The 12,043-nt window shown below is 66.9% G+C and carries 10 protein-coding genes and 1 tRNA gene; 1 reads left to right on the forward strand and 10 read right to left on the reverse strand.

Annotation, left to right across the window (positions count from 1 at the left end; all coding sequences use genetic code 11):
• Positions 1–97 precede the first annotated feature (97 nt).
• From rpoB to ACF059_RS27925, 10 genes are all read right to left on the reverse strand, one after another.
• Complete coding sequence (gene rpoB, locus ACF059_RS27880) at positions 98–3,580, reverse strand: DNA-directed RNA polymerase subunit beta (protein WP_361941177.1); 3,483 nt, start codon at positions 3,578–3,580, stop codon at positions 98–100.
• Positions 3,581–4,165: 585 nt separating this feature from the next.
• Positions 4,166–4,549 carry a 50S ribosomal protein L7/L12 gene (gene rplL / locus ACF059_RS27885; RefSeq protein ID WP_360890930.1) on the reverse strand — a complete coding sequence of 128 codons (384 nt, stop codon included), beginning with the start codon at positions 4,547–4,549 and terminating at the stop codon, positions 4,166–4,168.
• 110 nt (positions 4,550–4,659) lie between these two features.
• Positions 4,660–5,190, reverse strand: coding sequence for a 50S ribosomal protein L10 (rplJ, locus tag ACF059_RS27890; RefSeq protein WP_215144029.1), 531 nt, complete (start codon positions 5,188–5,190; stop codon positions 4,660–4,662).
• A 251-nt stretch (positions 5,191–5,441) separates the two neighbouring features.
• Positions 5,442–6,350 carry a hypothetical protein gene (locus ACF059_RS27895; RefSeq protein WP_392062189.1) on the reverse strand — a complete coding sequence of 303 codons (909 nt, stop codon included), beginning with the start codon at positions 6,348–6,350 and terminating at the stop codon, positions 5,442–5,444.
• Between the two features lie 67 nt (positions 6,351–6,417).
• A complete protein-coding gene (locus ACF059_RS27900) occupies positions 6,418–7,365 on the reverse strand; it encodes a hypothetical protein (RefSeq protein WP_392062192.1) in 948 nt (315 codons plus the stop codon).
• Positions 7,366–7,544: 179 nt separating this feature from the next.
• Entirely contained in the window at positions 7,545–8,273 is a 729-nt protein-coding gene (gene rplA, locus ACF059_RS27905; protein ID WP_361941189.1) for a 50S ribosomal protein L1, read from the reverse strand.
• 89 nt (positions 8,274–8,362) lie between these two features.
• Entirely contained in the window at positions 8,363–8,797 is a 435-nt protein-coding gene (gene rplK, locus ACF059_RS27910; protein ID WP_030710298.1) for a 50S ribosomal protein L11, read from the reverse strand.
• 164 nt (positions 8,798–8,961) lie between these two features.
• Positions 8,962–9,891 carry a transcription termination/antitermination protein NusG gene (gene nusG, locus ACF059_RS27915; RefSeq protein ID WP_392062195.1) on the reverse strand — a complete coding sequence of 310 codons (930 nt, stop codon included), beginning with the start codon at positions 9,889–9,891 and terminating at the stop codon, positions 8,962–8,964.
• An 85-nt stretch (positions 9,892–9,976) separates the two neighbouring features.
• Positions 9,977–10,258, reverse strand: coding sequence for a preprotein translocase subunit SecE (gene secE / locus ACF059_RS27920; protein WP_030825982.1), 282 nt, complete (start codon positions 10,256–10,258; stop codon positions 9,977–9,979).
• 106 nt (positions 10,259–10,364) lie between these two features.
• Positions 10,365–10,437 (reverse strand) — tRNA-Trp (locus tag ACF059_RS27925).
• Positions 10,438–10,663: 226 nt separating this feature from the next.
• Between ACF059_RS27925 and ACF059_RS27930 the strand changes: the two genes are divergently transcribed.
• The gene (locus tag ACF059_RS27930) at positions 10,664–11,890 is read left to right on the forward strand and encodes a pyridoxal phosphate-dependent aminotransferase (RefSeq protein ID WP_392062198.1); all 1,227 of its coding nucleotides are present in this window, start codon (positions 10,664–10,666) and stop codon (positions 11,888–11,890) included.
• Positions 11,891–12,043 lie beyond the last annotated feature (153 nt).

Consider the following 12,043-nt stretch of genomic DNA (forward strand, 5'->3'; position numbering starts at 1 on the left):
TGTGCGTCAATCCCTCTTTCGGGGTCGAGTCTCAATCATGGTCTGAACGGTCCCGGGGATGACGGGGGGCTCTTGAGCGAGCCCCCCGTCAGGCCCGTCAGACCTCTTCGACGCTGCTCGGCTCACGCCGGGACAGGTCGATACCGAGCTCCTCCGCCGCGCGGAAGACGTCCTCGTCGGTGTCGCGCATCTCGATGGACATGCCGTCCGAGGACAGCACCTCCACGTTGAGGCAGAGCGACTGCATTTCCTTGATGAGCACCTTGAAGGACTCGGGAATGCCCGGCTCGGGGATGTTCTCGCCCTTGACGATGGCCTCGTAGACCTTCACGCGGCCGGTGACGTCGTCGGACTTGATGGTCAGCAGCTCCTGGAGGGCGTAAGCGGCGCCATAAGCCTCGAGCGCCCACACCTCCATCTCACCGAAGCGCTGGCCACCGAACTGCGCCTTACCACCCAGCGGCTGCTGCGTGATCATCGAGTACGGACCGGTCGACCGGGCGTGGAGCTTGTCGTCGACCAGGTGGTGGAGCTTGAGGATGTACATGTACCCGATCGAGATCGGGTCCGGGAACGGCTCGCCGGAGCGGCCGTCGAACAGGCGCGCCTTGCCGGACGGCAGGACCAGCCGGTCACCGTCGCGGTTCGGGATGGTGTGCTCGAAGAGGCCCGCGAGCTCGTCCTCGCGCGCACCGTCGAACACGGGGGTGGCGACGTTGGTGCCGGGCTCGACGCGGTCGGCGCCGATGGCCTTCAGTCGCTCGGCCCATTCCTCGCCGAGGCCGGAGACGTCCCAGCCGCGGCTGGCGAGCCAGCCGAGGTGGATCTCCAGGACCTGTCCCGGGTTCATTCGGGACGGGACACCCAGCGGGTTCAGGATGATGTCGACCGGCGTGCCGTCCTCAAGGAAGGGCATGTCCTCGATCGGAAGGATCTTGGAGATGACACCCTTGTTGCCGTGGCGGCCGGCGAGCTTGTCACCGTCGGTGATCTTGCGCTTCTGGGCGACGTAGACGCGGACCAGCTGGTTCACGCCCGGGGGAAGCTCGTCGCCCTCCTCGCGGTCGAAGACGCGGACACCGATGACCTTGCCGATCTCACCGTGAGGGACCTTGAGCGAGGTGTCACGCACCTCGCGGGCCTTCTCACCGAAGATCGCGCGGAGCAGGCGCTCCTCCGGGGTCAGCTCGGTCTCACCCTTGGGCGTGACCTTGCCGACCAGGATGTCGCCGGCGACGACGTCCGCACCGATGCGGATGATGCCGCGCTCGTCGAGGTCCGCGAGGACCTCCTCGGAGACGTTCGGGATGTCCCGGGTGATCTCCTCGGGGCCGAGCTTGGTGTCACGGGCGTCGACCTCGTGCTCCTCGATGTGGATCGAGGAGAGGACGTCGTCCTGCACGAGGCGCTGCGACAGGATGATCGCGTCCTCGTAGTTGTGACCTTCCCACGGCATGAATGCGACGAGCAGGTTCTTGCCGAGGGCCATTTCGCCCTCTTCGGTCGCGGGACCGTCGGCGAGGACCTGGGACTCGATGATCCGGTCGCCCTCGTTGACGATGACCTTCTGGTTGACCGAGGTGCCCTGGTTCGAGCGGGAGAACTTGGCGACGCGGTACGTGGTGTACGTGCCGTCGTCGTTGGCGACGGTGATGTAGTCGGCCGAGACCTCCTGGACCACACCGTCCTTCTCCGCGCGGATCGAGTCACCGGCGTCGACCGCACAGCGGTACTCCATGCCGGTGCCGACGAGCGGCGCCTCCGCCTTGATGAGCGGAACGGCCTGGCGCATCATGTTCGCGCCCATGAGGGCACGGTTGGCGTCGTCGTGCTCCAGGAAGGGGATCATCGCGGTCGCGACGGACACCATCTGGCGCGGGGAGACGTCCATGTAGTCGACGTCGTCGCCGGCGATGTAGTCGATCTCGCCGCCACGACGGCGGACCAGGACGCGGTTCTCGGTGAAGCGCATGTCCTCGGACAGGCCGGCGTTGGCCTGGGCGATGACGAAGCGGTCTTCCTCGTCGGCCGTCAGGTAGTCGACCTCGTCGGTGACGACGCCGTCGATGACCTTGCGGTACGGGGTCTCGACGAAGCCGAACGCGTTGACGCGGCCGTAGGAGGCGAGCGAGCCGATCAGACCGATGTTCGGGCCTTCAGGGGTCTCGATCGGGCACATGCGGCCGTAGTGCGACGGGTGCACGTCACGGACCTCGAAGCCGGCCCGCTCACGGGACAGACCACCGGGACCCAGCGCCGAGAGACGACGCTTGTGCGTCAGACCCGACAGCGGGTTGTTCTGGTCCATGAACTGCGACAGCTGGCTGGTGCCGAAGAACTCCTTGATGGAGGCGACGACCGGCCGGATGTTGATCAGGGTCTGCGGCGTGATCGCCTCGACGTCCTGCGTGGTCATGCGCTCACGCACGACGCGCTCCATACGAGCCAGACCCGTGCGGACCTGGTTCTGGATGAGCTCGCCGACGTTGCGCAGACGACGGTTGCCGAAGTGGTCGATGTCATCGGTCTCGACCACGATCGAACGGCCGGACTCGCCGGTCGTCTCGGTCTCGCCCGCGTGCAGCTTGACCAGGTACTTGATCGTCGCGATGACGTCGTCCGTGGTGAGCACACCGGCGTCGAGCGGCTCGTCGGCGCCGAGCTTCTTGTTCACCTTGTAGCGGCCGACCTTGGCGAGGTCGTAGCGCTTGGGGTTGAAGTAGAGGTTCTCGAGCAGCGTCTGAGCGGCCTCACGGGTCGGCGGCTCGCCCGGGCGCAGCTTGCGGTAGATGTCGAGCAGCGCGTCGTCCTGGCCCTGGGTGTGGTCCTTCTCCAGGGTGGCGCGCATGGACTCGTACTCGCCGAACTCCTCGAGGATCTGCTCGGTGGTCCAGCCGAGAGCCTTCAGGAGGACGGTGACGGACTGCTTGCGCTTGCGGTCGATGCGTACACCGACCATGTCGCGCTTGTCGATCTCCATCTCCAGCCAGGCACCCCGGGACGGGATGATCTTGGCGGAGAAGATGTCCTTGTCGGACGTCTTGTCGATGGAGGAGTCGAAGTAGACACCGGGGGAGCGGACAAGCTGCGACACGACGACACGCTCGGTGCCGTTGATGACGAAGGTGCCCTTGTTGGTCATGAGCGGGAAATCGCCCATGAAGACCGTCTGAGACTTGATCTCTCCGGTCTCGTTGTTCGTGAACTCGGCCGTGACGAACAGCGGAGCCGCGTACGTGAAGTCGCGCTCCTTGCACTCGTCGACGGAGTTCTTCGCCGGCTCGAAACGGTGGTCGCGGAAGGTCAGCGACATCGACCCGGAGAAGTCCTCGATCGGCGAGATCTCTTCGAAGATCTCTTCCAGACCGGACTTGGTGGGGACGTCCTGTCCACTCTCAAGCGCCGACTCGACGCGAGCCTTCCAGGCTGCGTTGCCGAGCAGCCAGTCAAAGCTCTCGGTCTGCAGCGCCAGGAGGTTCGGAACCTCGAGGGGCTCCTTGATCTTTGCAAAGGAGATGCGCAGCGGGGCGGTGCTGGCACCGTTGTTCGTATTGGTCGAGGCGTTGCGCGAGGCGGCCAAGAGGGGGTCCTTCCGAGGGCTCGGACTCACTACGCGCGTACCGGTCCCAGCAGACACAGAAGACGGGCCCCCCAAATCTGGTGAAAAGCCAGGTCAGGGCGGTTCAATCAAGTGTGCTCAAGCGTGGGCATGTCCCTGGCGACGGGCAGGGGACAGCTAACAGGCAGCGCAAAGGGTCAGTGTAGCCACTCGGCTCACTGATGTCCAGACCAGGTTTCCGGAAACCGGCAACAGGCCTTCCCCACTCGTTCAACCCACACGGTGTTCGACCAACACTGCGTCCAACGCTGCGGCGCTCGCACACAGAGCGCGTATCAGTACTGCCCTCTTCGTAGTCGTTCCATGCCTCGGATCTCGGATCGAGGTGGATCGAGCTGTCGACGGGACTGAGAATTGCGCGCCGCGTCCCGTTCGTCAAGGCCCCGTGCTCCGAGCGGATCATCTTCGGACCCTGCGTCGGGACGACGAAGATCACCCTACTCCCCAACGAGACCAGGGCAAGTCAGGCACTGCGGGTACGCCAAAGGGCGACCACCCTTACGGGTGATCGCCCTTGGTTGGAGCCCCAGAGAGGCCCCAGAGGTGTTACTTGACCTCGACCGAGGCGCCGGCGCCCTTGAGGGCCTCGGCGGCCTTGTCAGCGGCCTCCTTGGCGACCTTCTCGAGGACGGGCTTCGGCGCACCGTCGACGAGGTCCTTGGCCTCCTTCAGGCCGAGGGAGGTCAGCTCACGCACGACCTTGATGACCTGGATCTTCTTGTCACCGGCGGCGGTGAGGACGACGTCGAACTCGTCCTGCTCCTCGACGGCCTCGGGGGCGGCGCCACCCTGGGCGGGGCCGGCAACGGCGACGGCCGCGGCGGCGGTGACGTCGAACTTCTCCTCGAAGGCCTTCACGAACTCAGAGAGCTCGATGAGGGTCATCTCCTCGAACTGGGCGAGGAGGTCGTCCTGAGAGAGCTTCGCCATGATGGGCGATCCTTCCACTAATTCGGCAGGTGCCGGATGTATATAGAGGCGGGCGTAACGGCCCGCTACGACCCACGCACTAGGCGGCGTGGATCAGTGCGCGAGCCGAATTACTCGGCACCGCCCTGCTCGGCGAGCTTGACGCGAAGCGCTTCCGCGGTGCGGACGAACTTCGACGGCAGCGCCTGGAAGAGCGAGGCAGCCTGAGACTGCTTGCCCTTGAACGCGCCGGCCAGCTTGCTGAGCAGAACCTCGCGGGACTCGAGGTCCGCAAGCTTCTTGATCTCATCGGCGGTGAGCGCCTTACCATCAAGGACACCCGCCTTGATGATGAGGTTCGGGTTCTCCTTGGCGAAGTCACGCAGGCTCTTCGCCGACTCCACCGGGTCACCGGTGATGAAGGCGACCGCGGTCGGACCAGCGAAGTGCTCGTCCAGCGCGGTGATCCCGGCCTGGTTGGCCGCAATCTTGGTCAGCGTGTTCTTCACCACGGCGTACTGGGCGTTCTCACCGAGCGAACGACGCAGCGTCTTGAGCTGCGCGACGGTGAGACCCCGGTACTCGGTCAGCACGGCGGCGTTCGAGCTCTGGAACTGGTCCGTGAGCTCGGCTACCGCGGCAGCCTTGTCGGGCCTTGCCATAGAGCGTCGGCCTCCTTCCGGGTGATGAGGACCGCTCAGAAGGGGCTGGAACATACGAAACGCCCCGGCGCATGCGCACGGGGCGTAAGCTCGACCGAATTGCTCCGGGAGCTTTTCCACGAACACCTGCGCAGGACGTCCGCGCTCAGCGGATCCTTCGGCCACCGCACCCTTGCAGGCACGGCAACGACCAGCGGTCTTTGGCTTCTGGGGAAGACTACGTGAAGGGGTCCAGCTGAGGCAAATCGCCCTCAGGAGCCGTCGAGGCCCCCCAGTCCGGCGTCCCGCAGCGTCTTGTCGGCCTCCTTCAGCGTTTCCCCGGCCTCCTCCAGCTTCTGGTCGGTCTCCTTCAGCTTGCGGTCGGTCTCCGCGAGGCTCGCACTCAGGTCGACGACCTGGTCGGCCGGCGGGGCCTGGACCGGGGCGGCCACGCCGAAGTCGGAGAACTTCGCCGTGGTCTTCGTCGTGCCCTTCCCGTCCGTGCTGACGGAGTCGACGCGGACGGGGTAGCCGTCCTTGCCGATCCACAGGTCGACCTCGAAGGTCGTGATGTGCTTGACGGAGTCGTGGAGGTACTGGCGGTTCTTCTCCTCCATGACCTTGGTCGACTCGTCCGCCTGGAGCAGGTCCTCGTTGGTGAGGCTGCCCTTGTAGTGCTGGGCGTCGACGCCGTCGGTCTTCTCGGCACCGACGTGCGTGAGCTTCGCCTGGCCCAGCAGCATCGCGAGGTACTCGGCCGGGTCCTCGTTCAGCCGGACCCCCGGCTTGCCGTCCCGCGCCAGGTTCATCCGCATCCAGGTCTTGCCTTCGAGGGGCGCGTCCAGGTGCGTGTAGATGGTGTCGCCGATCATGATCGAGCGGGTGTCGTCCTTGTCGCCCTTCAGCGTCACGTCGTGGCTGGACGGGTACCAGCCCTTCGTGCCGACCTGGCCGCTCGTCTTGCCGTCGCTCCCGACGGTGGACAGCTCCGCCTTGGCGAACTTGGCCGCCACCGTCTTCAGGTAGGACGCCTTCACCGCCTCGACGGACGAGTGCGCCTTGCCGGCCCCCTTGGCATCCGCCGAGGCGGCCTTGCCGTCGCCGCAGGCGGTGAGGCCGGCGGCGAGCAGGGCGGCCCCCGCCATCGCGATGCCGGCCCGGTTGCGGACAGCCTTGTTCATCTGGTTCTCCCCCATGAAATGGATCTTTTCACTGCTGCGGCGAGCGCTACGGCGCGCCGCGGGCGGGTCAGGCCCCGGCGCCGGCTCCGGCCGCGCCCAGTTCCTTGAGCATGCCGAAGAGGTCGAGCGTCTCGTTCTCCGGCGGGGTCTGCACGGTGGCCGCGGAGCCGTAGTCCGAGTAGAAGGCGTCGACGTCCATCGTCCCCTGGGGCATGTTCATGCCGACCTTCATGTGGACCGGGTAGCCGTCCTTGTCGACCCAGACGTCCATGTCGTAGCCCTTGATGCCGGCCGTCTTCATGGCGTCGACCAGCTTCTTGCGGTCGTCCTCGGTCAGCGCCTTGGATGACGCGTCGGCGGCGAGCATCTCCTCGAAGCTCAGGGTGCCCTTGTAGTGCTCGGCGTCCACGCCCTCGACCTTCTCGGCCCCGACGTGCTTCACGTTCGGCGAGGTGAGGAGCAGGGCGAGCTGCTGGGCCGGGTCCTGGCTCTGTTCCACGCCGCCCAGGCCGCCGAGCTTCTTCAGCGCCTCGGCGTCCGGCGAGGCCGCGGCGGCGGCGTTCATGTCGAGCTTCATCCAGCGCTTGCCGTCCATGCCCCCGGACATCGGCGAGTCGGCCGGCATCTCCATGAACATCACGTCGTTCTTCATGATCACGTGCATCGAGTCGACGCCGCGGGCGGCGCCGGGGCCGCCCTTCATGGTGATGTCCATGACGGTGGGGTCCCACCCCTGGACGCCCGTCATCTCCACGGTGCCGCCGCCCTCCAGGGAGGCGGGCATCGACATCGTCATGCGGACCTTGGCCGACTTGGCGGCCGAGGTCTTCTTGTACGCCGCCGCGAGCGCCTCGGTGGCTCGGCCGTCGGCCACCGGCTTGCCCGGCTGCGCGGACGCACCGGCCGCGGCCTTGCCGGAGGCGTCCTTCTTGTCGTCGTCGCACGCCGTGGCGCCGCCCATGAGCAGGACGGCGGCCAGTGCGGCGGCGGCGGTCTTCTTCCGGTACACGGACATGAGGTCCCCACCCCTTGAATGACTTCGGTCAAGGGGACCCTACGTCGCCCCGACGGCGGACCCCCGGCGCCGGGCCCCGTACCGGACGACATGTGGCCCGAAACACGGAAAACGGGCCCCCCGCCGCCCCGTGAGGGGAGGCGAGAGGCCCGTTTCAGCCACTCAGTGAGCCATCAGGCTCAGACAGCAGCCGGGTCTTCCTCGACGAGGAGGTTCCGGGTGCGGTTGGAGTCCAGCTGGATGCCGGGGCCCATCGTGGTGCTCAGGGCGGCCTTCTTGATGTAGCGGCCCTTCGCGGCGGACGGCTTCAGACGCAGGATCTCGTCCAGGGCCGCGCCGTAGTTCTCGACCAGCTGCTCATCGGAGAAGGAGACCTTGCCGATGATGAAGTGCAGGTTCGAGTGCTTGTCGACGCGGAACTCGATCTTGCCACCCTTGATCTCGGTGACAGCCTTCGCGACGTCCATGGTGACGGTGCCGGTCTTCGGGTTCGGCATGAGGCCACGGGGACCGAGCACGCGGCCGAGGCGGCCGACCTTGCCCATGAGGTCCGGGGTGGCCACAACGGCGTCGAACTCGTTGAGGCGGTTGCCCTTGGCGATCTCGTTGATGAGCTCGTCGTCGCCGACGATGTCGGCGCCGGCGGCTTCCGCGGCCGCAGCACGGTCACCGGTCGCGAAGACCAGGACCCGGGCGGTCTTGCCGGTGCCGTGCGGGAGGTTCACGGTGCCGCGGACCATCTGGTCGGCCTTGCGCGGGTCGACACCCAGACGGAAGGCGACCTCGACGGTGGCGTCGAACTTGGTCGTGGTGGTCTCCTTGGCGAGACGGACGGCCTCGAGCGGGGCGTACAGCTTCTCCCGGTCGACCTTGGCGTCCGCAGCGCGGAGAGTCTTGCTGCGCTTCACTTCTGCTCCTGTGTTGATTCTTCAGGCGTGGAGTCGTGGTGCGGACCAGCGCTTGGTCCTACCACTGGTGGTGCTGGAGGGTGGCTGGATCAGCCTTCGACGGTGATGCCCATCGAGCGCGCGGTGCCGGAGATGATCTTCACGGCGGCGTCGATGTCGTTGGCGTTCAGGTCGGGCATCTTCAGCTCGGCGATCTCCTTGACCTGGGCGGCCGTGAGCTTCGCGACCTTGGTCTTGTGAGGCTCGCCGGAGCCCTTCTCCACGCCCGCGTGCTTCAGGATGAGGCGCGCGGCCGGCGGAGTCTTGGTGATGAAGGTGAAGGAACGGTCGTCGTAGACCGTGATCTCCACCGGCACGACCATGCCACGCTGCGACTCGGTCGCGGCGTTGTAGGCCTTGCAGAACTCCATGATGTTGACGCCGTGCTGACCGAGCGCGGGGCCGACCGGCGGAGCCGGGTTGGCCGCACCGGCCTTGATCTGGAGCTTGATGAGCCCCGTGATCTTCTTCTTCTTGGGAGGCATTGCTCTCTCCGGGTCCTAGTGAGAGTTTTTCGCCGCCAACCGGTCATCCGGATGGAGGCATACCGCACCACGATAACGGGTATCGGTGCGGGGCTGAAAACCGAGCAGGTCAGACCGCCCTTTACGGGGCGATCTGACCTGTCCGGAAGCGTGGGACCAGAAGATCAGTTCTTCTGGATCTGGTCGAAGCTGAGCTCGACCGGGGTCTCGCGGCCGAAGATCTCGACGAGGCCCTTGACCTTCTTGGAGTCCGGGTTGATCTCGTTGATCGTCGCCTGCAGCGTCGCGAACGGGCCGTCGGTGACGGTGACCGAGTCGCCGACCTCGAAGTCCAGGACCTCGATGGTCCGCTTGACGGACGGCGCGGGCAGGCCGGCCTCTTCCGCGGCGGCCTTGGCGGCCTTCTCCTGCGCCTCCGGGGCGAGCATCTTGACGATCTCGTCCAGGGTCAGCGGGTACGGGTCGTACGCGTTGCCGACGAAGCCGGTGACACCAGGCGTGTTGCGGACGACGCCCCAGGACTCGTTCGTCAGATCCATGCGGACGAGAACGTAGCCGGGCAGCTTGTTCTGCCGGACGTTCTTGCGCTCGCCGTTCTTGATCTGGACGATCTCTTCCTCGGGCACCTCGGCCTGGTAGATGAACTCCTCGACGTTCAGCGAGACGGCGCGCTGCTCCAGGTTGGCCTTCACGCGCTTCTCGTAACCGGCGTAGGTGTGGATCACGTACCACTCGCCGGGCAGGAGGCGCAGCTCCTCGCGCAGGGCCTGGATGGGGTCGACGGGCTCGGCGGGAGCGGCCTCTTCGGCCTCCGCGTCGGCGTCGGCCTCGACACCGGCTTCGATGTCGGCGTCGGCGTCGTCGGCAGCCTCTTCGACCTCGGCGTCGTCCTCGAACTCGGCGTCGGCCTCGTCCGCGTCATCGCCCGGAGCGGACTCGACGTGCAGCGCGGCCTCCTCGGCGGGGACACCCGCCTTGGCGTCGGCGCGCTCGGCCTCGTCAGGGTCCACAGCGTCCGCCGCCTCGACGATGTCGAGCGCGTCCTCGACGGACTCGACGGAGTCGTGGCTCGCGTTCAGGTTCGGGTCAGACACGGTGGCTGCTTCTTCCTGGAATACAAAAGGTGGTGGAACATGCGAAAACGGGCGGCACCCATCAAGGCGCCGCCCTCCGCGGGGATCAGCCGAAGACGAACTTGATGGCTTCCTGGAACCCATAGTCAATCACGGTCACCAGACCGATCATGATGACGACGAAGACAATCACCACGGTGGTGTACGTCGTGAGCTGGTTGCGAGTGGGCCAGACAACCTTGCGGAGTTCCGCGACGATCTGGCGGTAGAAAAGCGCGAGACGGCCCAGGGGGCCCTTCTTGCCGCGCTTGCCGCCCTTGCGGGCCTTCTTCTCGCGCGTCTCGTCCTCGGCGTCAGGCATGTCGATGGAGCCCAGGGCGTCCGTCACGTCTCTCACCTGAATCCGGGTCGTGGCCGTACCGCGCCCGGTTGCGCCGCACGGCGTTGCATCTAAGTACGTACCTGCGCACACACATCCGAGAAGGAGTGTGGAGCAGGGCCGGAGGGACTCGAACCCCCAACCGCTGGTTTTGGAGACCAGTGCTCTACCAATTGAGCTACGACCCTTTGCGTCCCCCAACCTACCGCATCCGGGCGAGTGCACGGAGTGCTCACGCTTCGCAGCGGCTGGCGAGGTCCAACGACAGGTGAGTGTACGTGAACCGGGCCCTGACGTCGAACAGAACCCGTCCGGACATGCTGCGGGCGTGCTTTGTCTGGGCTGCTCTCGTGCTGCGGTCCGTTGACTGAAACGGTGTGCGGCGCTTCTCGGCCGTCTGGGACGATTGCCCGCATGACCTCTGCAACGCCTTCCTCCGAGCGCCGGGTGTCCGCCCGTATCGGCGCCATTTCCGAGTCCGCGACCCTCGCCGTCGACGCCAAGGCCAAGGCCCTCAAGGCCGCCGGGCGCCCGGTGATCGGCTTCGGCGCCGGCGAGCCCGACTTCCCGACCCCGGACTACATCGTCGAGGCCGCGGTCGAGGCCTGCCGCAACCCCAAGTACCACCGCTACACGCCGGCCGGCGGCCTGCCCGAGCTGAAGGCCGCGATCGCCGCCAAGACGCTGCGCGACTCCGGCTACGAGGTCGACGCCTCGCAGGTCCTCGTCACCAACGGTGGCAAGCAGGCGATCTACGAGGCCTTCGCGGCCATCCTCGACCCGGGTGACGAGGTCATCGTCCCGGCCCCCTACTGGACCACCTACCCCGAGTCCATCCGTCTCGCCGGCGGCGTCCCCGTCGAGGTGGTGGCCGACGAGACCACGGGTTACCGCGTCTCCGTCGAGCAGCTCGAAGCGGCCCGTACCTCGCGCACGAAGGTCGTCCTCTTCGTCTCCCCGTCCAACCCCACGGGCGCGGTCTACAGCGAGGCCGACGCCGAGGCGATCGGCCGCTGGGCCGCCGAGAAGGGCCTGTGGGTCCTGACGGACGAGATCTACGAGCACCTGGTCTACGGTGACGCGAAGTTCGTCTCGCTCCCCGCGATCGTCCCCGAGCTGGCCGACAAGTGCATCGTCGTCAACGGCGTCGCCAAGACGTACGCGATGACCGGCTGGCGCGTGGGCTGGATCATCGGCCCCCGTGACGTCGTCAAGGCCGCGACCAACCTGCAGTCGCACGCCACCTCCAACGTCTCCAACGTGGCCCAGGTCGCGGCGCTGGCCGCCGTCTCCGGCAACCTGGACGCCGTCCACGAGATGCGCACCGCCTTCGACCGCCGCCGCCAGACGATCGTGCGGATGCTGAACGAGATCGACGGCGTCGTCTGCCCGACCCCCGAGGGCGCGTTCTACGTGTACCCCTCGGTCAAGGCCCTGCTCGGCAAGGAGATCCGCGGCAAGCGCCCCCAGACCTCCGTCGAGCTCGCCGCCCTGATCCTGGACGAGGTCGAGGTCGCGGTCGTCCCGGGCGAGGCCTTCGGCACCCCCGGCTACCTGCGCCTGTCCTACGCCCTGGGCGACGAGGACCTGGTGGAGGGCGTCTCCCGCATCCAGAAGCTCCTGGCCGAAGCCAAGGCCTAATCCCCACCCCTGAGCGGCGGCTCCCCCTTGGGGGACCGCCGCTCAGCGGTATCCCCTTGCAGCCCCGCCGGCGTTTGAGGCGCGGGGTCCGGGGCGGAGCCCCGATCTTCCAGCCCCGCCGGCGTTTGAGGCGCGGGTCCGGGCAGCGCCCGG

It is taken from the genome of Streptomyces sp. NPDC016562 (assembly GCF_043076955.1).
GTDB lineage: Bacteria > Actinomycetota > Actinomycetes > Streptomycetales > Streptomycetaceae > Streptomyces.

Bases quoted from the DNA above. Each gene is read 5' to 3' on its own strand.
- ACF059_RS27895 (WP_392062189.1), bottom strand. From the start codon at position 6,350: ATGAACAAGGCTGTCCGCAACCGGGCCGGCATCGCGATGGCGGGGGCC.
- rplK (WP_030710298.1), bottom strand. From the start codon at position 8,797: ATGCCTCCCAAGAAGAAGAAGATCACGGGGCTCATCAAGCTCCAGATC.
- rplL (WP_360890930.1), bottom strand. From the start codon at position 4,549: ATGGCGAAGCTCTCTCAGGACGACCTCCTCGCCCAGTTCGAGGAGATG.
- ACF059_RS27930 (WP_392062198.1), top strand. From the start codon at position 10,664: ATGACCTCTGCAACGCCTTCCTCCGAGCGCCGGGTGTCCGCCCGTATC.
- rplJ (WP_215144029.1), bottom strand. From the start codon at position 5,190: ATGGCAAGGCCCGACAAGGCTGCCGCGGTAGCCGAGCTCACGGACCAG.
- ACF059_RS27900 (WP_392062192.1), bottom strand. From the start codon at position 7,365: ATGTCCGTGTACCGGAAGAAGACCGCCGCCGCCGCACTGGCCGCCGTC.